Genomic DNA, 25,253 nt, shown 5'->3' on the forward strand with positions numbered 1-25,253 from the left:
GGTGGCCCACATCACCCGAGCTCGGAAATTACCGACAATTGACATGACTGATTGGCAGGATGCCTGAAATGAACGCACAGGTCGGGTCCGAGCTCGATATCGCGATCGTCGACGCACTGCAGATGAATCCGCGCGCCGACTGGGCCGTTCTTGCGCAGACGCTGCGGCACACCCCCAAAACCTTGGCTCGGCGCTGGCGCGCCCTGTCCGATGACGGCTCGGCGTGGATCGCGCTCGTCCCGGGCCCTGCTTTCGTCCGCTACGGGTGTGTGGCCTTCGTGACGGTCACGTGCCGACCGCAACTCAAACGGGCAGTCGCTGCCGCCTTGGTCGCCGAGCCGGCGATTGTCTCGGTGTCGAGCACGTCGGGTGAGGCGGACTTCCTCCTCGATGTCTTCGTCCCCACACTCGACGGACTCACCAGGCTGCTCGACGAACGAATCGATCCCATCGAGGGCATCGTCTCCGTGACCGCAATGGTCGTGCTGGCAACGTTCAGAGAAGGCTCGCGCTGGCGGGTGCAGGCCCTCGACCTGCACCAGTCCGCTCGCCTGAGCAAGCCCCGCCCGGTCAATCCGCGACGACCGGTGCCTCCGCTCGACGACCTGGACCGCCGGCTACTCGAAGCCCTCGTCGATGACGGGCGACGGTCCTGGACCGACCTCTCCGAACACTGCGGAACCACCGGGCCGACCGCGCGTCGTCGCGTCGAGAGGATGATCGGCTCCGGCCGTATCGCGCTGCGCTGCGAAGGCGCCCCCGCCGTCACCGGGCCGGTCGTACCGACGACGTTCATGATCTCCGCACCGCCGGACCAGCTGAACACGATCGGGGAATCCCTTGCCGGTCTCCCGAAATGTCGTGTCGTCGAGGCCATCACGGGCCGTTCGAACATCCTCCTGACGATGTGGCTCAGGTCCACCGCGGACATCGCCGCCTTCGCGGCCGCATTGGCCCGCGAACTCCCCGGTGTCGAGATCACGGACACATTCGTGACCCTCCGAACCCACAAACGGGGTGGATTCGTCCTCGATGCGGACGGACGTGCCGGTGATGTGGTGACGTCGACTTCGATCTTCGCCGACATCGACGTTCCGTAGCTGCCGTCGCGACCGGTACCTCATCACCCAAGTACTCGAAACGCCTCGGGGCCTGCACCGTGATCCGGCGCAGGCCCCGAGTGCGTCGAAGGTGTGCGGGGACTAACCCTCGCCGCGGCGTCCGACGGTGATGCCGAAGGCCAGGATCGCGCCGACCAGAGCGGCACCCGCGGCCACCATGAAGCCGACGAAGAAGCCGTCCGAACTGTAGACCGGGCCTGCCGGGCCCACCGTGAGCACGTGCTGCGCCAGCAGCGCGAATCCCACCGAGGACAGCATGCCGCCGAACATCGACTGCGACAGTCCGGTGAAGTTGGCGCCGATCGCGCGCTGGTCCTCGGGCAGCGCCATCATCACCAGGTTCGGGATTGCGGCGTAGATCATCGAGCCGAAGCCGATGAGGCCGTAGGCGAAGACGACCTGCCATGCCTGGTCGGGCGTGGTCGCCAGCATCGCGGCGCCGGCGGCGATCAGGAGGGAACCACCGATAAGGTGCTGGCGGAAGCCGATTCGCTTCGACGTGGCACCGACGAAGACACCACCGAGGACGATCAGGATGCCACCGGGCAGCATCCACAGCGCCATGTCGGTGACCGACAGGCCGAAGCCGTAGTCGGCGGCCTCCTTCGGAGTCTGCAGCAGCATCGGGATCAGCGTCGCGGTGAGTGTGGTTGCGCCGTAGGCGATACCACCGGCGAGCAATGTGATGCCGACCTTGCGGCTGGCCAGCACCTCGATGCTGATCAGCGGCTCGGGGCAGCGGCGCTCCCACACGACCCAGGCGACGGCGAAGATCACGGTGACGGCGAGCGTGCCAACGGTCCTACCGCTCAGCCAGCCCCAGCCGGCGCCCAGCGACAGCGCGAGCATCACGGTGAACAGCGCGACGGTGAGCAGGAAGGCTCCCAGCCAGTCGACCGAAACCTGCGCACGAACCGGGGTTTCGGGGACGAAGAGCAGGGTCAGCAGGCCGCCCACGGCGCACAGCGCGAAGGAGAACCAGAACACCGACGAGACACCCGTGTGGTCGAGCATGTAGCCGGAGATCAGCGGTGCCAGCACGGTGACCACACCGACGCCGGTGTTGGCGATGGAGATCGACATCGCCTGCAGGCGCGCCGGGAAGATGTCGCGGATCAGCGAGTATCCGAGGGCGGTGAAGGCGAAGCCGACGCCCGACAGGAACCGGCCGACCAGCAGGATCGGGAACGTCGGCGCGACCGCGGAGATGAGCGCGCCCAGGCTCGCGATGGCCGCGGTGATCACCAGGATCCGCTTCTTGCCGTAGACGTCGGCCAGCTTGCCGAGGATCGGGGACGCGATCGCGGCCGCGAGCACCAGTGCCGTCATGACCCAGACGACCTGCGTCGTCTCGTACTTCGCGGCGATCTTCGGCAACGCCGGGGTGAAGAGGGCGAACGCCAGTGCCGCCTGCTCGGTGAGCAGAACGAGGATCAGCAGGACCCGGATCCAGTACCCGGTCGAACCGCCGGCGTCACCACCGGTGCCCCGGACGGGGGTCGCGTCGCCCTGAGAGACGGAGACTGACATTTCCTACCTACATTCCAGTCGTGTGCCCAACAGTGACCGCAAGCACGTTAGGAGGTGAGACGCGACTCACCTCCATCGTTTCCCGGTGAGCGGAAAACCGTTCCGAACCGAACGACGCACCCCCACCTCGCCGGGCGCCGATCGATGCCGCGCGCCGCCACCCGACCGGAAACTTCGTGCCCGCAAGTGTTTTTCGGGAATCCTGCAGGCGTGTTCCGCTGGGCCGAATCCGCTTGCACGAATCCGCGACTCACGCCAGGTAACGCGCACCACACGGACTCCGTTCGCCAGTCGCGGATCCGCGCAGCCTCGCCCGGGAACGTTCACCGCACCGATCCCCAACCCGGCCGACACGCCGAGGGCCCGCGACCGTCCGGCCCAGCCGGCCCAGCCGTCCCCCCTCCGAAACGAGTTCTCGCCGGTGCTGGAGCGACGCGGCGCGCGCTGATACAGTCTCACCACTTGATTGAACGCTTGCTCAATCAGATCGGAACGACGCATCAATGGAGGTTCGAAGGGTCATGACGACGACAGAGGCAAGCTCACCGATCGCAGTCATCGACCGCGTCGCGATCCTGCTGGACGCGTTCAGGGAGGCCGAGCGGCTCACGCTGTCGGAGCTGTCGCGCCGCACCGGCTTCCCCCGGTCGTCCACGCACCGGATGCTGCTGCAGCTGGTCCGGATCGGCTGGATCCGTCGCCACGGGCACGCGTACGAGCTCGGCATGAAGATGCTCGAACTCGGGTCCCTGGCCCAACACCACGACCGGGTGCACCAGGCGGCCCTCCCGGTTCTGCACGAGCTGCACAACGCAACCGGCCTGGTCGTCCACCTCGCCGTGCTCGACGGCACCGACGTGCTCTACCTCGAGAAGCTCGGTGGCCGATTCACGCTCTCGGTTCCCTCCCGCGTGGGTGGACGGCAGCCCGCGTACCGCACCGCCATCGGCAAGGCCCTCCTCGCGCACTCGCGTGTCGACGCCGCGACCGTGCTCCCCGAACCCACTGTGGGCCCCACCCGGAACTCGATCCGCGACCCGGCCCGGCTGCGAGTCGAACTCGCCCGCATCCGCGAGCAGAGCATCGCCCACGACCGGGACGAGACGACCGTCGGAGTGTCATGTGTGGCGGCCGCGATCGGCGACGGCAAGAACACCGTCGGGGCGATCTCGGTGTGCGGACCGACCAGGGCGATGAACAGCTCGGCACTGGTCGCGCCCGTGCGGATGGCCGCCCTCGCGACGTGGCGGCACATGACCAACAGCCGCACGCTGCGACCGATCCCCGCCTGACCCCTGCCGGCGTGGCCGCCCCTACGTCGAGACAGCAACGACGACGGTGTCGGGTATGACGATCGCGCGTTTGAGGATCTTCCCGGTGGCGCCCTTGGACAGTTCGTCGACCAGCCAGACATGGCGCGGATACTTGTAGGGTGCGACGCGTTCACGGACGAAGATCCGCAGGTCCTCGGGTGTGGTTCGTGAGCCGGGCCGGAGCACGACGGCCGCACCGATCTCCTCACCCAAGGCAGGTGCCGGAATGCCTATGACGGCGGCCATTTCGACATCGGGGTGCTCGTAGAGGACTTCTTCGATCTCGCGTGGGTAGATATTGAATCCGCCGCGGATGATCAGGTCCTTCTTCCGGTCCATGATCCAGTAATGTCCGTCGGTGTCGATCCGGCCGAGGTCGCCTGTCCGGAACCAGCCATCCGAGAGCACTGCCGCGGTGGCCGCGGGCTGACGCCAGTAGCCCTTCATGACGTTATGGCCGTGCACCGCGAGTTCTCCGACCTCCCCGACGCCCAGTTCCCGCCCGTCGTCGCCGAGCACGCGCATACCGACACCGTCGATCGGTGTGCCGATGCTGCCCGCCTTGCGCGGCGCATCCGGATGGTTGAAGCACGCCACCGGTGAAGTCTCCGACAACCCCCAGCCTTCGAGGATCGTTGTGTCGAACTGCTTCTCGAAGGCGTGCAACGTCTCCACCGGCAGTGCCGCACCGCCGGACACGCAGAGCCGCAGCGCGCTCAGGTCATATTCGGCACGGTCCGGATGCGCGAGCAGCGCGGCGTACATGGTCGGCACTGCGACGAAGACGGTGACACGGTCGCGGGCCAGGACCTGCAGTGCATCGGCGGCGTCGAAACGGGGTAAGAGAGTGAGGCGTGCACCGTGGGCGATGGCCGAGGTCAGGGTGACGGTCTGCCCGAACGCGTGAAACAGTGGCAGGCCTCCGAATACGACGTCGTCCTCGGTCAACTCCAGCAGGCTCGTGCTGGTGACCTGCTGATTGCACATGAGGTTGCGGTGGGAGAGCTCAGCGCCTTTCGGCTTGCCGGTGGTACCCGAGGTGTAGAGGATGACCGCAGTGTCCGAGGGCTCTCGGAGCGCAACGCCACCCTCGCCGCCCTGCACCGGCACCCGGTCCACGAGTGAATCTGGATGCACCGTCAGGCATTCGACGTCGGCGAGCGCCGCGCCGGGGGTCGCCTCGACGGCCTCGTGCCAGGCGAGCAACAGCGCTGCCGTGCTGTCGGCGAGTTGGTGGGCGACTTCGCGGGGTTTGAGCAGCGGGTTCATCGGCACCACGATCGCGCCGCATCGCAGGATCGCGTAATAGGCGATCGCAAACATCGGGACATTCGGCAACATCATCGCGACGCGATCGCCGGACCGAACCCCACGCTCGCGCAGTTCGAGCGCCAGTGCGGCGCTGGCCGTCTCCAATTCGGCGTAGGTGAGTTGCTGCTCGCCGCAGATCACCGCGATCCGGTCTGGATGCCGTCCAGCCGAGGCCACCAGTGTGGTTGCCAGATTCGTCACTTCATCTCCCTGCCGATCGATCGGTTGCCATTGAGAATTACCTAACTATCGGTCTGTATCACGTACGCTGTCAACCGATCGATCGGTAGGAAGACCCGATCGGAGTCGAACGAAGGAGTCTGAGGTGGATGTGTCGGTGTGGAAACCGCGGCGAGTGGCCGCCGTACCCGTGGAACTACCCGAGGGCGTGACACCTGCCGGAACGCGGGGCGCGATACTCCGAGCCGCACTGGCGCTCTTCGCCGAATCCGGATACAGCGCGGTGTCCATCCGCAAGATCGCGAACGAAGTCGGGATCACCTCGGCGAGCCTGTACGCACACTATCGGTCCAAGGACCATATCCTGGCGGAGCTGGTGCTGACCGGACACCGCGAGCTGCATGCACGGCTGACGAACGCACTCGCCGCCGCCGAGCCCACTGCGGTGGCCCAGCTGTCGGCGCTCGTTCGCGCGCATGTACTGCTGCACACCGATTTCCCTCTTCTGGCCGTGGTGACGAACTCGGAGCTGCACGCGCTACCTGACGAACTTGCCGCACCCGCACTGGAATTGCGGGCGTCGTGCAGCCGACTTCTGGTCGACACACTCGAACTCGGTGTCCGCGATGGCGTCTTCCGAGTCGAGAATCTCCACCTGGGCGCCGTCGCCATCGGCGGGATGGCCATCCAGGTGGCGCAGTGGTTCGGGCCGGATGAGCCGTTCACCCGGGACGAGGTGGCCGACAACTACGTCCACTACGCCCTTCGTATCGTCGGAGCGGACGAAGGAGCAGTGCGATGACACGCGCCGAGCAGAGTGTGGTCGTCACCACCACCGACGGAGCGGTACTCGGCCGGACGGATCCGACCACGGGTGTGGTCTCCTTCAAGGGAATTCCTTACGCTGCTGCACCGGTCGGTGCGCGCCGATTCGCTCCACCCGAGCCATGTCCCCGGTGGGACGGAGTGCGAGACGCGAGCGAGTACGGACCCACCGCACCGGCCTCCCCGTATGCACCTCCTTATGATGCGCTGATCTCCGAAGTGTTCATCCCGGGCGAGGACTACCTCAACCTCAACGTGTGGACACCGGACCCGAACGGCACGGCGCCGGTGATGGTATGGATCCACGGTGGTGCGTTCACCAACGGCTCCGGTTCGACCGCCGCCTACGACGGCACCGCATTCGCCCGCGACGGTGTCGTGCTGGTGACCATCAACTACCGGCTCGGCGTCGACGGGTTCGGACATCTACGCGGGCAGGGCACGAATCTCGGCCTGCGCGACCAGATCGCGGCGTTGCGCTGGGTTCGCGACAACATCGCAGCCTTCGGCGGTGACCCTGCGGCTGTGACGGTATTCGGCGAATCCGCCGGCGCGATGAGCATCGGAGCGCTACTCGCCTCCCCACAAGCCGAGGGCTTGTTCCGGCGCGCAATCCTGCAGAGTGGCGCGGCCCATCACACGATACGGCCCGAGACCGCCGAGAGGATCTCGGAAGAACTGGCCTCCCTGCTGGGGATTTCGCCAACCCAGGAAGCCCTCGCCACTGTGCCCACGGACCGGGTACTGGCCGCCCAGCAACAGTTGCGGGCCGCGGTGTCGGCCGACCCGAATCCGCAACGGTGGGGTGAGGTGACACGCAACCTCATGCCGTTCGAGCCCGTGGTGGACGGCGAAGTGCTCCCGGTCGCGCCGCCCGAAGCGATAGCGGACGGCGCGAGCGGCGACGTCGACGTGCTGATCGGATGCAACACAGAGGAATTCCGCTACTTCCTGGTTCCGGTCGGCGCGATCGACGCGGTCACAGCCGAGCTGTCGCATGGCGCGGTTGCCGCGTACGGGCTCGACCCCGATGTCGCGCTGCCGGTCTACCGAGAAGCCGATCCGAATGCCGGCCCCGGAGACCTCCTCGCGGCCGTCGGCACCGACTGGTTCTACCGGATACCCGCCATCCGGTTGGCAGAGGCGCATGCCGACAACGGCCGGGGACGCACCTACGCCTACGAATTCGCGTGGCAACCACCGACGTTCGACGGCCGGCTGGGCGCTTGCCATACTGCCGAGATCCCGTTCGTCTTCGACAACCTCGGCATCGGGGGGTTCGAGAACGTGGTGGGAGCACGCCCGCCGCAGGACTTGGCCGACACCATGCACGCCGCGTGGATCGCATTCGCGACTCACGGCGATCCCGGCTGGGCGCCATACACCGTTCGTGACCGAGCAACTATGCGCTTCGACACCGTCTCCGCCGTGCAGACGGATCCGCATGCACCGCAGCGGCAATTGTGGAGCGGCATCCGGTGACCATGGCTGCCTGATCGATGCGCTCGTCCCCCCGTCGAAGGCATGGCCTTCGACGGGGGGACATCCGCTATGCGCAGCGCACACAGTGCCTCCAGCGCGGGACTCGACCGTCAGCCCGGGATCTGCAGGGCCAGATCGTTGCGGTCGAAGTCCGAGAACTGCTGGGTGTCAGTGCAGTATCCGCAGCTCGCGCCGAAGAACTCGGTGCGGGCGTTCGGATCGTCGAGTAGCCAGTACCGCAGCCACGCCGTGCTCGGTCCGCGCATATCGCCGCCGGTGATCGATGTGCCGAAGTGCGTGGCGCCTCGCAGTTCCAGATACTCGGCGGGCACGTGGTCGGCGTCCTCATACATCGCCCGCACCATCGTCGGCCAGACGATTGCGTCGGCCTCGCCGGCGAGATAGAGAACGGGCTCGTCGATGAGGTCGACATCGTTGAGCGGGCCCGGCTGGATCGCGACGGCGGTGTCGACGCGGTCGTCGATCGCGGCATTGATCGCCGCAGACCCGCCCTGTGAGTGCCCCACCGCGCCGATGTGTTCCAGGTCGACTTTGCCGAAGAAGACGCTCGATGGGTCGGCCGCCTTGCCCGCGATGAGGTCGATTCCCGACCGCATGGTGACGGCGAAGTTGCTCGCCGGGGTATTGGCGGCGACCACGATGAATCCGTGGCTGGCGTAGTGGCGCAACAACGAGGTGTACGCACCGGGGAGCACGCCGGTCCCGTTCCCCCAGATCACAACGGGATGCTTCTCGCCGTGTGCGCCGAGCTCACGCGGGTAGTACAGAGTATGTACCAGCCCGATCGAGACGTTCGGCGTGTACGGCCCTGCGCCCGCCCAGTTGTGCCCGACGCTCGGGATGCCGGGCGTCTCGGCGGCCGCCGTTCCGGCCGGGCCCGTCAGCCCGAGTGTCGCGCACAGCGCAACCGTCGCTGCAGCATTCGCGAACAGTTTGAGAGATTTTCGCATGAAGGAATACCTTTCGAATTGATCGGCACGGTCAGTCGGCGAGACTGGACCGCATACGAATCGAGTCCGCATCCACCCGACGGGTAGCGAGGTAGATGAAAGCTGCGGTCAGCGCAAGCATCAACGGCACCAGGTAGAGCGCGGAGTTGAGCCCCTGGCCCGCGAACTGCGCGACGCCCTGCACGCCTGCGCTGCGTGCCGCACGTTCTGCGAACCAGTCGGAGATACCGCCGACCACAACCGGTCCGGCAAATCCTCCGAGTAGGTACATCGCGGCGAAGAACAGCGCGGTTGCGGTGGCACGTAGCTGCGGAACGACAACATCGTGAATCGCGGGATACACGCTCACGTAGAAACCGTAGGCGAGCAGCCAGCCGAGCGAGAACAGCAGGGCGAACAGGAATACGCTGCCGCCGTTCTGCATCAGCGCCAACGCGGTGAGCGGCGCCGCGACGGCGGTGGCGACGACGCCGATCATCAGCCGAGACCGCGGCGAGGTTGCCGAGGCCCGGTCGGCGTAGCGAGCCCCGAGCAACAGCCCGAACAACCCGGTGAGCCCGACGATGACGCCGGTGACGACGGCCGCGGACGTCAGTTTCAGTTCGTACTGCCGCATCAGCAGCGGGACCGTGAAGGAGTTGACCGCATAGGCCGCGAAGTTGAAGGTCAGGCCGGCGAGGATCAGCCAGCGCAGGGTCGGGATCGACAGCAGGAGGCGGATCGGGCGCCGGACCGCACCCGATTCGGCGATCGAAACCTGCTCAGCACCACCGCGTTCGGGATCGCGCATCCGCAGCATCACGAGCGCGAGGATGACGCCCGGGACCGCGGCGACGAAGAACGGCGCCCGCCACGAGTCGAAGGCCTCGGCGATCCTGCCGACCGTGAAGTAGGCGAGCATCAGCCCCATCGGGAGTCCCAGCATGAAGATGCCGACGGCACGGGAACGGCGATCGGCCTGGTAGAGGTCGCCGATCATCGAGTTCGCGGCTGGAGTGAAGGCGGCCTCTCCGACACCGACGCCGAGCCGGACGAGGATGAACAGCATGTAGTTACCCGCTGCCCCGGTGGCTGCGGTCAGGCCACTCCACACAAGCAGTCCGACACCGATGATCCCCGGGCGGTTTCCGCGGTCGGCAAGGCGCCCGAGTGGCAGTCCCGCGATCGCGTACACAACGGTGAAGGCTGACGTGATCAGGCCCAACTGCAGGTCACTGAGGGCGAATTCGTGCTTGATCGGCTCGGCGACGACCGAGGGGATCGACCGGTCGAAGAAGTTGAGGAGGTTGGCGAGGAACAGGGCGACCAGCGCCCCGCTGAGAATTGTGGTGCGGCCGGTGTCAGGGGCAGGGGCGCCCGTCACGGTTCTAGGCAGCGACATGGGAGTCCTCGGTGTCGAAGGGGAAGGGTGGCGTGCAGGCCGAAAGGGCGGATCAGCGGATCTGTTCGGCGACGTAGGCGCCGATCGCCTGCATGCCCAATGCGGTCGGGTGAAGTGGTACAGCGGATTCAGCGGGCACGACGCCGGCATAGTGCGCCCGGCTCACGTCGGCGCAGATGTCGTGCCCGGAGGTCACCGTTCGGATATCGACGAATGCCATTGCACGGGAACGCGCCTGCGCTGCCATGGCGTCGTCGACGGAATCGATGACGTCCTGCAGGTAGTCGGCGTCGCGCGGCCACATCGGTTGCCGGTCGGGGCATCCGCCCGGGGGCGTGTAGGTGCCGTAGCCGACGACGACGATCTCGGCGTTCGGCGCGTGTGCCCGGATCGCGTCGAGCGCCATTCCCCATTGCGGGGCGACCTGGTCGATGAGCGCACGCTGCTGGTCTACACCACCGGCGGTGAACGCCTCGGCACACGAGTTGCCGAACGGCTCCGGAAGCGGGTTGAGGCAGCGGAGTGCCGTGGTGAACAGATTGATGTCGTTGGCGCCGATGGTGACGGTGACGAGGTCGGTGTCGGCGCTCAGCGCCTCGACCTGCACCGGCACCGGACCGGCGAGAGTGTGTTGCGGGGTGGCGGTGACGTGACTGCTACGCGCGGACGAGCACGTGACGTCGGTGAGATCGGCACCGAGGGAAGCAGCGACCACCGCGGGATAGTTGTTGTGCGACCGGAGGCAGCCGGGACTGGAGAGGTCCTGGTCCGGAATGAGCGGTCCCGCGGCGGCCGAATCGCCCAGCGCGACATACGCGAGTGGCGGTTCCGCCGGGTGAGCCACGGAGGTACCGGCAGCGACGACCTGCAGACAGGCCGCGACAGTTGCGGCGCAGACGGTTCGGATCACGGAATGCACGGCGGACACCTCCTTCGGCCGGCGGGCAGGCCCCATGCGGTCGGACTTGTCGATTTCGGAGTGATGCGTATTACATACTCACCGGAAAGTGACAGGTCGTCGTTGTCTGGGCGAACCGACTATCGGAGGAGTGTTGTTCCTGTGGACAAAACCATCGTCATCGGTGGCCGACCGGTGGCCGATCAGCTCGCGCAACACACCCACACAATCGTGGCGGACACGGTCGAGTTGGTATGGAGACAGGTGCCGTTCTATCGGTCGCTGCCGGAAGAAGCAGTCCGCAGCGACGTCACGGCGATCATCCGGTGCAACTTCGAGGTACTCATCGCGAGCCTGCGGTCGTTGCGGACGACGGACGACGCGGGATTGATCCGGATCCGCGAGTCGGCGCAGCGGCGGGCCGAGGAACTGGTTCCACTCGCAGAGGTGCTGCACGCGTATCACCTCGCCGTCGATCACTGGTGGAAAGTGATCGGTGACCTCGCCGGACCCGAGGACACCACCGACCTGTCGCGGGCCGGGACGCTGCTGCACAAGCACCTGCTGGCGGCCACCACCGCCGTGTTGGCAGGCTACGGCTCGGATCCGGCGGTTCATGGCCAGGACGACTCGGCGCGACGAGACTTGTTCTTGGAGTTGACGTCCGGCTCGAACACGACGGGGACGGCGGAGCGGTTCGGTATCGACCTTCCGCGCTTGTACTGGGTGCTGTCGCTCCATGTCGAACCCCACCCGGACGAGCGGTCCGCCGACATCGACACAGTGGTGGCAGAACGCCGGAAGGTTCGCCGGTTGCAGCGCGAGTTGGACAACGTGGGCCGCGACAACGCGTTGAGCATGCTCACCAGTAGCGGCGGCGGTGTCCTGATCCCGATTCTCGAGCCCGACCCTGGGGTGGACGACTGGCACGACAGCCCCCAGTACGCGCTACTCAGCCGGAACCTGCGGGACATGGAACGGACGATCGGTGCCGCGGTCCTGACCGCAGTGTCGGTGGCCGCGCCGCCGGAAGTGCCACAGGCGTACGAGCATGCTCGGGAGATCCTCGACGTCGCCCGGCGCAGCGGGCGCGGCAACGGCACCGTGCGACTCCAGGACGTCGCGCTCGAATATCAACTCACCCGGCCGAGCGCAGCGACACCGCTGCTGGCGGATCTTCTATCGCCGTTGGGGTCTCACCCGGTCGTGCTCGAAACCCTGGAGTCGTACCTCGATGCCCGATGCGACCGCGCCGCCGCGGCCGCTGCGTTGCACGTGCACCCGAACACGGTGGCCTACAGGCTGCGAAAGGTCGCCGCACTCACCGGCCTGGACGTCGGGACCGCACCCGACCTGGTGCGGCTCGTGGCGGCGGTGGCGGCGAGGAGGGCGATGGACGTGAACCAGACTGCTCGGGCTGCGAGACCCGCACCCTCCCCGGCGTAGATCGTCACGGCTCCCCCACCGAACCCGAAAACGCCTGTGCCCCTGCCGAACAAGTCGGCAGGGGCACAGGCGTTGCAGTCGACGGACCTAGACGTCCGCGACCAGCTCGACGGGCTTGACGCCGTTCGCGACGTTGTCCGCGACCACGTCGCGCCAGTTCTGCTGGGCGCGGGTCGTGTCGACCTCGAACTCGAAGCGCTTGGTCATGTCCTCGGTGACGTCCTCGACGTCCACGTAGAACTGCTGGTACCAGCGACGCAGCTGGTAGACCGGGCCGTCTTCCTCGGTCAGCAGCGGGTTCTCGATGCGGCTCTTGTGGTTCCAGATCGCGATGTCCTGCTTGAACTGGTGCTCGACACCCTCGGTGAACTGCTCGGCCATCGCCTTGGCGTCCTCGTCCGACAGACCCTCGGTCCGCTTGACGATGGTGCCCCACTGCAGGATGAACGAGTTGTTCGTGATCGGGTAGTGGCAGTTGGCCAGCTTGGTCTCGACCTTGATGTCGCCCGCAACCGTGTAGACGGTGTCGAGCATGAAGGACGGACCGAAGTACGACGCGTCCGAGATCGTCTCGGCCTCAGCCATTCCCAGCTGAACGCCGGTCTGGATATCATCACGGCCGCCCGAGCGCATCACCTGGGTCGCGACGTGACCCTCGAAGATGTTCTTGAAGTAGGTCGGGATCTGGAAGTGCACGTAGAAGAAGTGCGCCATGTCCACCACGTTGTCGACGATCTCGCGGCAGTGCGAGCCCTCGACTACGTAGGTGTTCCAACTCCAGTCGCTCCAGCCGCCCTCGTCGTAGCCCTCGATCTGCGGGATCGTGACGTCGGCCGGCGGCGGGTTGCCCTGCGGGTCGTTGTAGACGAAGAACAGGCCGTTGCGCTCGAGCTTGACCCACGACTTGGTCTTGGCGACCGGAGGAACACGACGCGCGTAAGGGATCTCGGTGCACTTGCCCTTGCCGTTCCAGCGCCAGTCGTGGAACGGGCAGGCGATGGTGTCGCCCTTGATCTCGCCCATCGCGAGGTTGCCACCCATGTGGCGGCAGAACGCATCGAGGACCTGCAGCTCGCCCTTGCTGTCCTCGAACACGACCAGGTCGGTGCCGAAGATCTTGACCTGGTGCGGCTTTCCGTCGCGGAAGTCCTGGGCACGGCCGATGCAGTGCCAGCCACGCGCGAAGCGGTCGGGGTTGCTACCCGCCACGATCTCCCGGACCTCGACGTCGTCGGAAATCTCGGTCATCTTGCCTCCTTCGAAAAAGTGAGCGCTCCCGCCCTTGCGCGAGGAGCGCGTGAAAAATCCGGAACTGCAGAGAAACTGGTTCCGTCGCTTACGAGTAGGGACGGACTTCCTCGGTCGACCCCGAGACCGGCACGGTGCGGTACGACTCGCCGAGGCGCCCCTCGGCGACGGCTTCGTCGATGCTCTTGTTCAGTGCACTGCACGTCCGCACATACATGCTGTGCGTTCCGTTGGCCGCGGCCTCACGGAACTCGGCGCACGCCGTCTCCGCGTCCTCGAGCCACTGGGTGCTGGTGTGTGTCGAGCTGTACTTCTCGACGAGTACGCGGTTACCGCACGATCCGCATTCGACCGGCTGCATTGCGCGATCCTTCCGTTCGGAACTGTGTCCGGCCAGCGTACGAGCAGTGAGCGCGCTCTCTCTGGTCGATTTCCGTTGAGCGGTAAAGTATTCGACCGCAACTACCTCAGGAAGGCCTGTCCTCCGTCGACCGGAAGTGAATGGCCGGTTATGTACCGCGCGGCGGAACTGCACAGGAACACCACGGCCGGCCCGATGTCGGTCTCGGCGTCACCCAGACGCCCCAGCGGCACGCTCCGCAGGTACTCGTCGTATGCCTCCGGATGGAGTTCGGCCCACTCGTCCATCAACGGTGACGACGCCAGCGGCAGAATCGCATTGACGCGGATGCCGTCGCCGCCCCACTCGCACGCCGCCGTCCGGGTCAGCACCCGCACGGCCTCCTTGGCCGCCGCGTAGGCACCCGTACCCGTCGGATCCCACTTCATGCCGGCGGCGGATCCGAGGTTGACGATCGACCCACGCCCCTTCAGGTGCGGGTGGCACGCGCGCATCAGACGCAGCGTCGCCAACGGCCCCGAATTCATGCTGCCGTGATAGTCGTCCTCGCTGACGTCCAGCAGAGTGCCGTGGGCCGGAGTCTGCGCGTTGTTCACGAGGATCGACAGACTTCCGTACTTCTCGACCACATCCGCGATCACCCCGTCGATCTGCCCGGGATCGGTCACGTCGCACCGGAGTGCGACGGCCTCGCCTCCCCGGCGGCCGATCTCGTCGGCGGTGTCGACGACCTTCGACAGGTCCGCCCGACCACAGCGACGCGCGCCCCCGCGGCCGCCAGCGCCAGGGCGATTCCACGTCCGATCCCCTGGCCGGCACCCGTCACCAGCGCGACGTCGCCCTCGAGTACACCCATTGCTGCTCCTGACTCCCGCTCTCTCGGCCACAAGACGGGACCATTGTGATCCAAGACACCGGATTGAGCAAACGCTCAATCAATGTAGGATTGCCTCGCAGGGACCGGTGGCCGCCGAACGGGCACGGGTAGCATGAGGCGCCACAGAATCGACCCAGGTACAGGGGGAAATCCACATGGATCCGCAGGAACGACGGCGTCAGATCCTCGATCGTTCCGGCGAGATATTCGCGACCAAGGGCATCTCGGCGACAACCGTGCGCGAGATCGCCGATGCGTGCGGGGTGTACTCCGGCACGCTGTACCACTACTTCCCGTCCAAGGACGCCATCGTCACCGAGATCATCCGGGTCTATGTGGACGAGCTCTACGAACGCTGCACCGAAGTAATCGACCGGCAGCTCCCGCCCATCGAGCGGCTCGAGGCCCTCGTCCTCGTGGCGATCGACGCGGCCGAGAACCACCGCCATGCCACCGCGATCTGGCAGGTCGAGACCGACTACATGCGTGACAAGATGCTCGAGGCCAGCCTGGGCGACAAGGGCGACTTCGCGGCCGGCTTATGGATGCAGTGCCTCACGGAGGCACAGGCCGACGGCGAACTGCGCTCGGACATCGACGCCGCCACCTTCTATCAGCTGATGCGAGACTCGGTGTGGCTCACCAGTCGGTGGTTCCGCGCGTCACCGAAGAAGTCCAACGCCGATTTCGCGCACGAGATCACGTCGATCTACATCGACGGGCTCCGCGTGCGCTGACGCCGCTGACACGACGAAGGGCGGGGCAGGCGAACCGAATTCGCCTGCCCCGCCCTTCTCGTACTCGTCGGATCAGCTGACGACGAGATCCAATTCGTCGTCGGTCACCTTGACGGTGATCCGCCCGCCGGCGTCCAGGACGTCGTCGAGCAGCAGATCGGCGATCCGGTCGTCGACCTCACGCGCGATGGTCCTGCGCAGCGGCCGCGCCCCGAACTCGGGCTGGTGCCCGTGCTCGGCGATCCAGTCCACCGCATCGGGGGTGAACTCGATGTCGATGTCCTTGGCCCGCAGCCGGTCACGGCTCTCGCTCAGCAGCAGATCGGTGATCCGGTGCAGCTGATCGGCCTCGAGCTTGCGGAAGATCACGATCTCGTCGATCCGGTTGAGGAACTCCGGCCGGAAGGACTCCCGCAATCGGCCCATCACCCTGTCACGCAACGGCTTCTCCACTGCCGCGGCGTCCCCGGTCGTGAAGCCCAGCGCACCGCCCTTGCTCGAGATGATGTCCGAGCCGAGGTTGCTGGTCATGATCAGGACGGTGTTCTTGAAGTCCACCGTCCGACCCTGACCGTCGGTCAGCCGTCCGTCGTCGAGCACCTGCAGCAGCACGTTGAACACGTCCGGGTGCGCCTTCTCGATCTCGTCGAGCAGGATCACCGAGTACGGGTGCCGCCGCACCTGCTCGGTGAGCTGACCGGCCTCGCCGTAGCCGACGTAGCCCGGAGGCGCCCCGACCAACCGGCTCGCGGTGTGCCGCTCGCCGAACTCGCTCATGTCGAGCCGCAGCATCTTGCTCTCGTCACCGAACAGCGACTGCGCCAACGCCTTTGCCAGCTCCGTCTTGCCGACACCGGTCGGTCCCAGGAACAGGAAGCTGCCGACGGGCCGACGCGGATCGCCCATGCCGGTCCGGCTGCGCCGCACCGCCCGCGAGATCGCCTTGACCGCGTCCTCCTGGCCGACGACCCGCTGGTGCAGCTCATCCTCGAGACGACGCAGGCGTTCCTTCTCCTTCTGCGTCATCTGGCTGGCCGGGATACCGGTCGCCCTGGCGACCACCTCGGCGATGTCCTCGGCGGTCACCGACGGCGTCTCGACTGCCGAGGGTTCACCGTCGCGAGCCTCGTCGAGCCGCCGCTCCGCGCCGGAGATCTCGTCGCGCAACTGCGACGCGCGCTCGTAATCTTCCGCAGCTACTGCATCTTCCTTGGACTGCTCGAGCCGCGCGATCCGCTGCTGCAGCGCCTTGGCATCCGGGTTGGATGCGCCGAGCTGCAGGCGCTTTCGCGCGCCGGCCTGGTCGAGCAGGTCGATCGCCTTGTCCGGCAGGTACCGGTCGGCGATGTAGCGCGACGACAGTTCGACGGCAGCCGCGATCGCCTCGTCGGTGTACCGGACACGGTGATGGTCCTCGTACCGCTCGCGCAGCCCGGCCAGGATCTCCTTGGCGTCGTCCTGACTCGGCTCGTTCACCGTCACCGGCTGGAACCGCCGCTCGAGCGCCGGATCCTTCTCGATGTGCTTGCGGTACTCGTCCAGCGTGGTTGCGCCGACGACGCGCAGGTCACCGCGAGCCAGCTTGGGCTTGAGGATGTTTCCGGCATCCATCGCACCCTCGCCACCGGCGCCCGCACCGACGATCGTGTGCAGCTCGTCGATGAAGACGATCAGGCGACCGTCCTGGGCGACGATCTCGTCGACCGCCTTGGTCAGCCGCTCCTCGAAGTCACCGCGGTACCGGGTTCCGGACAACATCCCGGCCAGGTCCAGCTGGACGATCCTCTTGTCCGCCAACGCCTCCGGGACGTCGCCGTCCACGATGCGCTGCGCCAGGCCCTCGACGACGGCGGTCTTGCCCACACCGGCCTCGCCGACCAAGACCGGGTTGTTCTTGGTCCGTCGGGCGAGGATCTCGATGGCCTGCTCGATCTCGTCGCCGCGGCCGATGACCGGGTCGACACCACCCGAGCGGGCGCGTTCGGTCAGGTCCGTGCCGTACTTGTCGAGGGTCGGCGTGGCCGACTCCTGCTGCGGTTCCGCGGAACTCGCGTTCACCGCCGACTGCATCGACTCGGGGGTGACGCCGGCGGACGCGAGGATGCGCCCGGTCGTCGAGTCACCGTTCGAGACCAGCGACAGGAAGATGTGCTCGGGGTCGATGTACGTCGAACCGAGTGCACGCGCGATCTGGTGGGCGTCGAGCAGTGCCCGACGACCGGCGGCCGTGACTGTCGGTGACGTCGAGACGGCTTCCCGGGCGCGGGGCAGGTGCGCCTCCGCATCCTTGGAGATCGCCTCCGGGTCCCCGCCCACTCGCTTGACCATGTCTTGCACCGGATCCTTGACCGCGGCGACGTGCAGGATGTGCAGTGCATCGAGGCCCGCGTCACCCCGGCCGGCCGCGAACTGCGCAGCCTCCGCCATGAGCAACTGCGTGTCGCTGCTCATGAGACGGGTGATGTCGATGCGCCCGGGCCCCTCGGGCCCGAAGAATGCTGGCATTCGCAGCCTCCTCCAAAGTTGAGTCTTATCGACTCATGGAACATGCCTGTGGAAGATTCAATTCCCGACCGTCCAGGATTCTTTCCGAGATAGCGCCGTGATCTGGCCCCGACGCCGCCATTGGCAGCCCGCCCGACGCCCTGACCTCGGCATTCACCAGCGAGGACGGCCACGACGCCGAGCACTGTGACACCGGACACAGCAGCGGCACCCTCGCCTTGACCTCGAGTGCGCTTGAGCTTCTACGTTCGGGTTCATGAGCACCCGAACCGAGGCCTCCGGTACCTGGGGTCAGCTGCTGACCGGACGACATCTCGGTGTCGCCGCCGTCTTGGCCGGAGGCGAGGCGTTGTACGCGACCAACGTCTACCTGACGAGCAGCCTGCTGCCCACCGCTGTCGCCGACATCGGCGGTCTCCGCTACTACGCCTGGACGTCGACGGTCTTCCTCATCGCATCGGTGTTCTCCTCGATGATCGTGAGCCGGTCGCTCGCCGCCCGCGGCCCCCGAGGCGCCTACCTGCTCGGCCTCGCACTCTTCGCGTCAGGAACCGCGGTGTGTGCGCTGAGCCCGACGATGGAACTGCTACTGGCCGGACGCGCCGTGCAGGGGTTCGGCGGCGGTCTGCTCGCCGGTCTCGGCTACGCGGTGATCAACTCCGCGTTGCCCCGGCACCTCTGGACCCGCGCCACCGCGCTCGTCTCCACCATGTGGGGTGTCGGCACGCTGGTAGGTCCCGCTGTCGGCGGGGTGTTCGCGCAGTTCGGCGCGTGGCGCTGGGCCTTCGGCGCGCTGATCGCATGCACCGTCGCGGTCACCGTCCTGGTACCGATAGTCCTGCCACCGCGCACGGGTGAACGCGACCGCGTCGTCGCGCCTGTGCCGGTCGTCCCGCTGGCGCTCCTCACGGCGGCAACCTTGCTGGTGAGCGTCGCCGGTCTGTCGGCCGATGCCGCGCTCGCCGGTGTCGCCGTCGCCGGCGCGGTGGCGCTGGTCGTGTGGTTCGTCGCGGCGGACCGGCGCAGCCCGCACGGGGTGCTGCCACCGTCGACGTTCACCCGGTCGCCCCTGAAGTGGGTCTACCTGACCATCGCGGTCCTCGCGATGGCGTCGACGGTCGAGACGTTCGTGCCGCTGTTCGGGCAGCAACTCGCGGGGTTGGCCCCCGTCGTGGCCGGATTCCTCGGTGCCGCACTGGCACTCGGCTGGACGGTGGGCGAGATTCCGAGCGCATCGGCCGCCGCACCGCAGGTGGTCCGCCGGATCGTGCTGTCCGGACCGATCCTCACCGCGGCCGGGCTCGCGATCATGGCGGTGGTCCTGGCCGAGCAGGCCGGGAGCGGACGCGTCGCGCTCTGGGCGGCCGGACTGATCATCGCCGGCGCGGGCATCGGCATCGCGTGGCCGCATCTTGCGGTCGGCGCCATGAGCGCGGTGGCCGAACCGGCCGAGGGGGCCCGTGCGTCCGCCGCGATCAACACCGTGCAGTTGATCGCCAATGCGTTCGGCACCGCCCTGGCCGGCGTGCTGGTGAATCTCGGCGGACAGTCCGCGATGCGCTCGGCGCAGCTGCTGCTGCTCAGCTTCGCCGCACTGGCGCTCGTCGGCGGCTGGACCGCATGGCGGGCCGCACCGCGGGACGCCGAACCGGGCGGCCCGTCGCGACGTCGAGGCGATCGCGGGCTGATCAGCCGCGGGCGCGGGCGGCGTGCACCCGATCCCACAGGTGACGGTCGGTGCGCGGGCCGCCATGGGTGTCGGCGCCGTAGCGGGCGATCTCCGCGGCGATGTCGAGCGGACGCGTCGGCGGCTGGGCAGGAACCAGCTCGTCGATCGCGAGTGCGTCGGGCACCAGCCAGCACACCTCGAACTCGATGCCGTCGGGGTCGGACCCGTAGAGCGCCTTGGTGGAGCAGTGGTTGCTGGCACCGGTCAGCGCACCGGCGGCGAGCAGGCGATCGCGCATGTCGGCCAGTCCCGCGAGGGTGTCGACCTCCCATGCCAGGTGATACAGCCCGACATTGCCCGGCGTCACCCCGCTGCTGGGGTTCGGGCTCTGGAACAGGCCCAGGTCGTGGTCGTTCACCGAGTCCGGGGCCTGCAGGAAGGCAGCGCCGGGGAACCCGCCCGGCAGCGCCTTGAACCCGAGCACATCCTGGTAGAAGGCCAGGCTGCGCTGCAGGTCGGACACGAACAGGACGGCGTGGTTGAGTCGCTCGATCGCCAACGCGGTCAGCCTCCGAAGTTGTAGTTGATGCCGGTGAGTTGTTCCGACAATGACCACAATTGTCGCGCAACGTTTTCGTCGTGCGACTTCCGGTTCGACCCGACGACCTTGGGGTAGCCGCGGGTCTCGAACATCGACGACGGGCCCAGATAGCTGCCACTGGCCGCGTCGGGCACGGTCGCGGCGTAGAGCATCGGCAAGGCGCCCATCTGCGCCGACTGCGCGATGACCGGACCGGCGAGGGCCATGACCCGACTCGAGATCGACTCCGTGTGCGATTGCAGGTTGGTGGCCGCGTACCCGGGATGCGACGCGAGCGCCTTCACCTTCGAACCGGATGCCGCGAGCCGGCGCTGCAGCTCGTAGGTGAACAGGAGATTGGCCAGCTTCGACTGACCGTAGGCGAGCCAGCGCCGGTAGGTCCGGCGCTCCCAGTTCAGATCGTCCAGATCGATCGAACCGAGCTGGTGCATCGTGCTCGACATCGTCACCACACGGTCCGTGACCTTGTCGAGCAGCTGCCCGGTCAGCGCGTAGTGCCCCAGGTGGTTGGTGCCGATCTGCATCTCGAAGCCGTCCGCGGTGCGGCTCAGCGGCACCGCCATCACTCCCGCGTTGTTGACGAGGACGTCGACCGTGTCGACGGAGTCGGCGAACTCGCGCACCGACGCGAGGTCCGCGAGGTCGAGTCTGCGTACCTCGGCGCGCTCCCCCAGTCGCGCGGCCACCGCGCGCCCCTTGTCGACGTTCCGGCACGCGAGAATCACGGTCGCGCCCGCGTTCACCAGCGCCTTGGCGGCTTCGGCCCCCAGGCCGCTGTTCGCGCCGGTCACGACGAACGTCCGGCCCTGCTGATCGACGATTTCCCCTGCCGTCCATGTGGTCATGGTCACAGCGTACGGAAGGCGGGGCGAATCTCGTGGGGCCTGCGATCGCATTTCACCATGCATTGAGCGCGTTCAGGATCTGCGGTCGCGCCTGCCACAGTTCAGCCGACCAGTACGGCCACGAATGTGTCCCGGTGGCATGGAACTGGAAGTTCGCCGGCACACCGAGGGTGTTCAGTCGCACCTGGAACGCTCGCGTGGTCACCATCGACACGAACTCGAGTCCCATGCCCATCGCGGTATTCCAGTACCCGACCGGATCGGACGGGCGGTCGTACACCCCGGGAATTCCGTTGCCGGCCGAGACATACAGCGACAGGCCGCGAAGCTGCGGAGCCGACACGAATGGATCGTTGCGCAGCCAGGCCGGATCCCACGGGAAGCCCCACATCGAATCCGCGTTGTAGCGTCCGGCGTCGTACATCGCGAGGCGGATCGCCTCACGCATTCCGGGAGCCGTCGTGTTGAGGTATCCGGAAAGGGAGCCCGCGAATCGGAATTGATCCCGATGATAGGCGGCGAGAGTCATTGCCGCCGTTCCGCCCATCGACAGTCCCACCACTCCGGTATTCGTCCGATCGACTCCGAATTGCGAGAGAAAGTCCGGAAGCTCCCGGGTCAGGAAAGTCTCCCATTTGTACGTGATGGGCTGCGCATTGAAGTTACTGGGGTTGTACCAGTCCGAATAGAAACTCGCCTCACCACCGACCGGCATCACCAGGGTGACGTTGTCGAGAGCGAACTGCTCCATCGCATTCGTCTCGAAACTCCACGCGTTGTAGTCGTCGCGAGCGCGCAAACCGTCGAGCAGGTACAGCGATGCACTCCCGCCCCGCGCGGCCCATTGCACCTGAACCTTGATGTTTCCCATCGACGACGGGACCCACAGTTCGTCGTAGCCGCCCCGCGGAACCGCACGCGCGGTCCCCGCGGTCCCCGCCTCGGCGGACGCGACGGGAGCTGTCAGCAATGCGATCAGCGCTGCGATCACCGCCACCAGGACCGTCGCCGCCGGGTTCCGGCGAACCCCCGGGCGCCCTCCAGAGAAATACATCGAGACTTCCTTCTTCATACGAGCCACCGCACCAGCGCAGGAGAATTCCTTCATCGAATTCGGGTCGACTCGGCGGTCAAATGGATCATCGATGTCATCCCGGGATCCCGGCCGACCGTTAACAAGAGAAAGGTGTGTCAAATATCTCGAAATCATCAATTATGAGCGTTCTCTGAGAGTCTCACCCGATGCGTCTTTTCCGTGCTAGTTCGACAGAGTCGGTGCGGCAACGGCGGGACCAGCACCAACAGCAGTCGGGAATCGTGTTCGACGTCGAAACGGCGTCTCACCGGAGCACGGAACGGCCCCGGACACCGATCGAGAAGGGCCGCCGTGGCGACACGCCCGATCGCAGAAGCTTGACGTGGCGTGGGCGATTTGCCTGAAACCATGACAGCGTCCACCACCCACCCCTCGAAGGCGGTGGACGCTGCAACTTACCGAAGGGTAAGGTAAGCGTGTTCCCACGTCAACGCCTCGCGGTCGACCCGGGACCGGAATACGCCGGGTACCGTCGGAAGGTGCCCGCTGCTCCACTGCCCGTCCGTGACGGCCTCAACCCGACGCGACTCCGGCTCCCGAACACGGGTTCGTGGCCGACCGCCCTCGACTTCCTCCTCGAGCGCTTCCCGTCCGACGTCACCCGCCTGCGCGAGAAGGTCGCGACGGGCGAAGTGGTCGACGAACACGGCACCCCGGTCACCGCCACCACGCCGTACCGCCCCAACGGCTTCCTGTACCTCTACCGCGACCCGCCGGTGGAGCCGCGGGTGCCGTTCGAGATCGACGTCCTGCACCGCGACGAGGACCTCCTGGTGGTGGACAAGCCGCACTTCCTCGCCAGCACACCCCGCGGGGCCTACGTCGTGGAGTCGGCACTGGTGCGGCTGCGCCGCGACCTCGACCTGCCCGAACTGACTCCCGCGCACCGGCTGGACCGGATCACCGCCGGCGTCCTGGTTTTCACCGTCCGGCAGCCGGTCCGTCGCGCATACCAGTCCCTGTTCGACGAGCGCCGGGTCACCAAGGAGTACGAGGCGCTCGCACAGCACGACCCGGCACTTGCCCTTCCCCGCACCGTCCGCAGCCGAATCATCAAGGAGCGCGGGGTCTTACAGGCACGCGAGGTTCCGGGGACCCCGAACGCGGAGAGCCGCATCGAACTTCTCGACGTGAGCGACGGCATCGGGCGGTACCGGCTCCTGCCGCGCACCGGCAAGACGCACCAACTGCGCCTGCACATGAGTTCGCTGGGCATCCCGATCCTGGGCGACAACTTCTATCCGCGGTTCTACGACGTCGCGCCCGACGACTATTCGACGCCGCTGCAACTCCTCGCGCGCAGCATCGAGTTCGACGACCCCCTCACCGGCGTGCGGCGCCGATTCGAGAGTCGTCGCACGCTCGCCATCTGAACGATCCGACCGTTCTTCCCGCTGCGTGGGCCGAACCTCAGCTTGTCGTACCAAGCAAGTGCTAGGTTGGCTCACATCCACCTCCGGACCGACCCCAAGGGAGCACGTCGTGAGCGACACACCCGAGAATCCGACCCGCACCACCGCCCTCGTCACCGGCGGGACCGGCGGCATCGGCGCGGCCATCGTCCGCCAGCTCGCCGCGCAGGGCCACGACGTAGTCCTCACCTACCGGTCGAACTCCGAGGCCGCCGCGAAACTGATCGCCGAGGCCGAGGCGCTCGGGGTCCGCGCGGCCGCGCACTCCGTCGACCTGTGCGACGCCGACCGGCTCGCCGAGCTGGTCGAGGCGACCACCCGCGATTTCGGCAATCTGTCGGTCCTGGTGCACGCCGCCGGCCCGCACATCCCGATGGTGCACCTCTCTCGGGTCGAACCGTCCACGTACGCACAGCATCTGAACGACGAGGCCACCGCGTTCTTCACCGTCGTACATGCGTGCCTGCCGGCGCTGCGCGCCGCGAAGGGATCCGTCGTCGCGGTCACCACGGCGGCCACCGACCGCTACCCGGTGCGCGACGGCCTGTCCGCGGGCACCAAGGGAGCGGTCGAGGCGCTCGTGCGCGGGTTTGCGGCCGAGGAGGGGCGATACGGCGTCCGTTTCAACGCCGTCGGCCCGGGCATGCTCACCGACGGGATGGCCGAGCGGCTGATCGACTCCCAGAACCTCGACCAGCGTGCACTCGACGTCACGATGAGCCGGATTCCGTTGCAGAAGTTCGGTACCGCGGTCGACATCGCCGAAGCCGTGTGCTTCCTCGCGAGCGACAAGGCCGGCTTCGTCACCGGCCAGAAGCTCAACGTCGACGGTGGTTACACCGTCTGAGTCGTCACCGGCTCGAGGTCACGCCATGATCATCCGCGCGGCGCCCTCGAGCCGGTCCGCGATGTGGACGTACGAGTCGTAGCCCATGCCGGCGCGCAGGAGCGCGCCCGCGTACAGCATCTCGAGGGACTCGAGCAGGTCCTGGTCCGGCGAATCGGAGCCGAGGGCCTCCATGAGGCGTCGCCGGATCTCGAGACCGATCCGCGCCCGCAGATGCTCGACGTCGGGATCCCGGCCCAGCAGGGCCGTGGTGACCGCACCGGCGAGTTCAGGCTCGTCGGACACCAGCAGGGCGACGCTGCGCAGTACCCCGACCACCCGGGTGGTGCGGTCGTCGGACGACTCCTCCCCGTGCGGCATCGCCGACAGCCGACGCCAGAACACCTCTGCGACGAGGTGCTCCTTCGACGAGAAGTACGTGTACGCGGTCGCCGGCGCGACCCCCGCCTGTGCCGCCACCAAGCGGACGGTCAGCCCGGCGAAACCCTTCTCACGTAATACCTCGACAGCGCAGCGGGTGAGCCGAGACACGGTCTCTGCCTGCTTGCTCGTCAGACGGCGGCGAGTCGATTCGTAATTGCCAGACACATGTCCGGA

At 67.0% G+C, this 25,253-nt stretch carries 20 protein-coding genes and 2 pseudogenes; 9 read left to right on the forward strand and 13 right to left on the reverse strand.

The window, feature by feature from the left end:
- Window positions 1-68 precede the first annotated feature (68 nt).
- Window positions 69-1,100, forward strand: a complete 1,032-nt coding sequence (locus ABI214_RS09070) for an Lrp/AsnC family transcriptional regulator (protein WP_348608992.1) — start codon at window positions 69-71, stop codon at window positions 1,098-1,100.
- Window positions 1,101-1,202: 102 nt separating this feature from the next.
- On the opposite strand, the gene ABI214_RS09075 is transcribed toward ABI214_RS09070, so the two are convergent.
- The gene (locus ABI214_RS09075) at window positions 1,203-2,651 is read right to left on the reverse strand and encodes an MFS transporter (RefSeq protein WP_348608994.1); all 1,449 of its coding nucleotides are present in this window, start codon (window positions 2,649-2,651) and stop codon (window positions 1,203-1,205) included.
- A gap of 521 nt (window positions 2,652-3,172) precedes the next feature.
- Between ABI214_RS09075 and ABI214_RS09080 the strand changes: the two genes are divergently transcribed.
- On the forward strand, window positions 3,173-3,943 hold the full coding sequence (locus ABI214_RS09080) for an IclR family transcriptional regulator (RefSeq protein WP_348608997.1): 771 nt from the start codon (window positions 3,173-3,175) through the stop codon (window positions 3,941-3,943).
- A 21-nt stretch (window positions 3,944-3,964) separates the two neighbouring features.
- On the opposite strand, the gene ABI214_RS09085 is transcribed toward ABI214_RS09080, so the two are convergent.
- A complete protein-coding gene (locus tag ABI214_RS09085; RefSeq protein ID WP_348609000.1) occupies window positions 3,965-5,476 on the reverse strand; it encodes a long-chain-fatty-acid--CoA ligase in 1,512 nt (503 codons plus the stop codon).
- A 154-nt stretch (window positions 5,477-5,630) separates the two neighbouring features.
- On the opposite strand from ABI214_RS09085, the gene ABI214_RS09090 reads away from it, so the two are divergent.
- Together ABI214_RS09090 and ABI214_RS09095 are read left to right on the forward strand one after the other, a co-directional pair.
- The gene (locus ABI214_RS09090) at window positions 5,631-6,257 is read left to right on the forward strand and encodes a TetR/AcrR family transcriptional regulator (RefSeq protein ID WP_348609003.1); all 627 of its coding nucleotides are present in this window, start codon (window positions 5,631-5,633) and stop codon (window positions 6,255-6,257) included.
- Window positions 6,254-7,762 carry a carboxylesterase/lipase family protein gene (locus ABI214_RS09095; RefSeq protein WP_348609006.1) on the forward strand — a complete coding sequence of 503 codons (1,509 nt, stop codon included), beginning with the start codon at window positions 6,254-6,256 and terminating at the stop codon, window positions 7,760-7,762. The genes ABI214_RS09090 and ABI214_RS09095 overlap by 4 nt, the downstream gene beginning before the upstream one ends.
- A gap of 110 nt (window positions 7,763-7,872) precedes the next feature.
- Here ABI214_RS09095 and ABI214_RS09100 read toward each other — a convergent pair whose 3' ends face one another.
- From ABI214_RS09100 to ABI214_RS09110, 3 genes are read right to left on the reverse strand one after another with little or no spacing between them, the layout of a single operon-like run.
- Window positions 7,873-8,733, reverse strand: coding sequence for an alpha/beta hydrolase family protein (locus ABI214_RS09100; protein ID WP_348609009.1), 861 nt, complete (start codon window positions 8,731-8,733; stop codon window positions 7,873-7,875).
- A gap of 31 nt (window positions 8,734-8,764) precedes the next feature.
- On the reverse strand, window positions 8,765-10,114 hold the full coding sequence (locus ABI214_RS09105; RefSeq protein ID WP_348609012.1) for a spinster family MFS transporter: 1,350 nt from the start codon (window positions 10,112-10,114) through the stop codon (window positions 8,765-8,767).
- A gap of 52 nt (window positions 10,115-10,166) precedes the next feature.
- Window positions 10,167-11,033 carry an SGNH/GDSL hydrolase family protein gene (locus ABI214_RS09110; RefSeq protein ID WP_348609015.1) on the reverse strand — a complete coding sequence of 289 codons (867 nt, stop codon included), beginning with the start codon at window positions 11,031-11,033 and terminating at the stop codon, window positions 10,167-10,169.
- A 141-nt stretch (window positions 11,034-11,174) separates the two neighbouring features.
- Between ABI214_RS09110 and ABI214_RS09115 the strand changes: the two genes are divergently transcribed.
- Window positions 11,175-12,458 carry a PucR family transcriptional regulator gene (locus tag ABI214_RS09115; RefSeq protein ID WP_348609018.1) on the forward strand — a complete coding sequence of 428 codons (1,284 nt, stop codon included), beginning with the start codon at window positions 11,175-11,177 and terminating at the stop codon, window positions 12,456-12,458.
- Window positions 12,459-12,545: 87 nt separating this feature from the next.
- On the opposite strand, the gene ABI214_RS09120 is transcribed toward ABI214_RS09115, so the two are convergent.
- From ABI214_RS09120 to ABI214_RS09130, 3 genes and pseudogenes are all read right to left on the reverse strand, one after another.
- Window positions 12,546-13,706 carry a Rieske 2Fe-2S domain-containing protein gene (locus tag ABI214_RS09120; protein ID WP_348609021.1) on the reverse strand — a complete coding sequence of 387 codons (1,161 nt, stop codon included), beginning with the start codon at window positions 13,704-13,706 and terminating at the stop codon, window positions 12,546-12,548.
- An 88-nt stretch (window positions 13,707-13,794) separates the two neighbouring features.
- Window positions 13,795-14,067: a hypothetical protein gene (locus ABI214_RS09125; RefSeq protein ID WP_348609023.1), complete on the reverse strand. Its 273-nt coding sequence runs from the start codon at window positions 14,065-14,067 to the stop codon at window positions 13,795-13,797.
- A gap of 101 nt (window positions 14,068-14,168) precedes the next feature.
- Window positions 14,169-14,923, reverse strand: a pseudogene (locus ABI214_RS09130) (SDR family NAD(P)-dependent oxidoreductase).
- Between the two features lie 176 nt (window positions 14,924-15,099).
- Here ABI214_RS09130 and ABI214_RS09135 point away from each other — a divergent pair.
- Window positions 15,100-15,681, forward strand: coding sequence for a TetR/AcrR family transcriptional regulator (locus tag ABI214_RS09135; RefSeq protein WP_280760089.1), 582 nt, complete (start codon window positions 15,100-15,102; stop codon window positions 15,679-15,681).
- 72 nt (window positions 15,682-15,753) lie between these two features.
- Here the strand turns inward: ABI214_RS09135 and ABI214_RS09140 are convergent, their stop codons facing one another.
- Window positions 15,754-18,186 carry an ATP-dependent Clp protease ATP-binding subunit gene (locus ABI214_RS09140; RefSeq protein WP_348609029.1) on the reverse strand — a complete coding sequence of 811 codons (2,433 nt, stop codon included), beginning with the start codon at window positions 18,184-18,186 and terminating at the stop codon, window positions 15,754-15,756.
- Window positions 18,187-18,442: 256 nt separating this feature from the next.
- Between ABI214_RS09140 and ABI214_RS09145 the strand changes: the two are divergent.
- Window positions 18,443-19,831 (forward strand): annotated as a pseudogene (locus tag ABI214_RS09145) (MFS transporter); the annotation flags it as partial.
- 43 nt (window positions 19,832-19,874) lie between these two features.
- Here ABI214_RS09145 and ABI214_RS09150 read toward each other — a convergent pair.
- From ABI214_RS09150 to ABI214_RS09160, 3 genes are read right to left on the reverse strand one after another with little or no spacing between them, the layout of a single operon-like run.
- Window positions 19,875-20,414: a VOC family protein gene (locus ABI214_RS09150; RefSeq protein WP_348609032.1), complete on the reverse strand. Its 540-nt coding sequence runs from the start codon at window positions 20,412-20,414 to the stop codon at window positions 19,875-19,877.
- 5 nt (window positions 20,415-20,419) lie between these two features.
- Complete coding sequence (locus tag ABI214_RS09155) at window positions 20,420-21,301, reverse strand: oxidoreductase (RefSeq protein ID WP_348609035.1); 882 nt, start codon at window positions 21,299-21,301, stop codon at window positions 20,420-20,422.
- A 52-nt stretch (window positions 21,302-21,353) separates the two neighbouring features.
- The gene (locus ABI214_RS09160; protein WP_408586119.1) at window positions 21,354-22,355 is read right to left on the reverse strand and encodes an alpha/beta hydrolase; all 1,002 of its coding nucleotides are present in this window, start codon (window positions 22,353-22,355) and stop codon (window positions 21,354-21,356) included.
- Between the two features lie 521 nt (window positions 22,356-22,876).
- Here ABI214_RS09160 and ABI214_RS09165 point away from each other — a divergent pair.
- The gene (locus ABI214_RS09165) at window positions 22,877-23,770 is read left to right on the forward strand and encodes a pseudouridine synthase (protein ID WP_348609041.1); all 894 of its coding nucleotides are present in this window, start codon (window positions 22,877-22,879) and stop codon (window positions 23,768-23,770) included.
- A 109-nt stretch (window positions 23,771-23,879) separates the two neighbouring features.
- Window positions 23,880-24,656, forward strand: coding sequence for an SDR family NAD(P)-dependent oxidoreductase (locus ABI214_RS09170; RefSeq protein WP_348609044.1), 777 nt, complete (start codon window positions 23,880-23,882; stop codon window positions 24,654-24,656).
- Window positions 24,657-24,674: 18 nt separating this feature from the next.
- Here ABI214_RS09170 and ABI214_RS09175 read toward each other — a convergent pair whose 3' ends face one another.
- The gene (locus ABI214_RS09175; protein ID WP_348609047.1) at window positions 24,675-25,244 is read right to left on the reverse strand and encodes a TetR/AcrR family transcriptional regulator; all 570 of its coding nucleotides are present in this window, start codon (window positions 25,242-25,244) and stop codon (window positions 24,675-24,677) included.
- Between the last annotated feature and the right edge of the window lie 9 nt (window positions 25,245-25,253).

It is taken from the genome of Prescottella soli, from assembly GCF_040024445.1.
Classification (GTDB): Bacteria; Actinomycetota; Actinomycetes; order Mycobacteriales; family Mycobacteriaceae; genus Prescottella; species Prescottella soli.

What these genes read in the sequence shown, in the direction of transcription:
- ABI214_RS09140 (WP_348609029.1), bottom strand. Translation starts at nt 18,186, where the DNA reads ATGCCAGCATTCTTCGGGCCCGAGGGGCCCGGGCGCATCGACATCACC.
- ABI214_RS09100 (WP_348609009.1), bottom strand. Translation starts at nt 8,733, where the DNA reads ATGCGAAAATCTCTCAAACTGTTCGCGAATGCTGCAGCGACGGTTGCG.
- ABI214_RS09105 (WP_348609012.1), bottom strand. Translation starts at nt 10,114, where the DNA reads ATGTCGCTGCCTAGAACCGTGACGGGCGCCCCTGCCCCTGACACCGGC.
- ABI214_RS09125 (WP_348609023.1), bottom strand. Translation starts at nt 14,067, where the DNA reads ATGCAGCCGGTCGAATGCGGATCGTGCGGTAACCGCGTACTCGTCGAG.
- ABI214_RS09155 (WP_348609035.1), bottom strand. Translation starts at nt 21,301, where the DNA reads ATGACCACATGGACGGCAGGGGAAATCGTCGATCAGCAGGGCCGGACG.
- ABI214_RS09070 (WP_348608992.1), top strand. Translation starts at nt 69, where the DNA reads ATGAACGCACAGGTCGGGTCCGAGCTCGATATCGCGATCGTCGACGCA.
- ABI214_RS09135 (WP_280760089.1), top strand. Translation starts at nt 15,100, where the DNA reads ATGGATCCGCAGGAACGACGGCGTCAGATCCTCGATCGTTCCGGCGAG.
- ABI214_RS09160 (WP_408586119.1), bottom strand. Translation starts at nt 22,355, where the DNA reads ATGTATTTCTCTGGAGGGCGCCCGGGGGTTCGCCGGAACCCGGCGGCG.
- ABI214_RS09120 (WP_348609021.1), bottom strand. Translation starts at nt 13,706, where the DNA reads ATGACCGAGATTTCCGACGACGTCGAGGTCCGGGAGATCGTGGCGGGT.
- ABI214_RS09080 (WP_348608997.1), top strand. Translation starts at nt 3,173, where the DNA reads ATGACGACGACAGAGGCAAGCTCACCGATCGCAGTCATCGACCGCGTC.
- ABI214_RS09095 (WP_348609006.1), top strand. Translation starts at nt 6,254, where the DNA reads ATGACACGCGCCGAGCAGAGTGTGGTCGTCACCACCACCGACGGAGCG.
- ABI214_RS09075 (WP_348608994.1), bottom strand. Translation starts at nt 2,651, where the DNA reads ATGTCAGTCTCCGTCTCTCAGGGCGACGCGACCCCCGTCCGGGGCACC.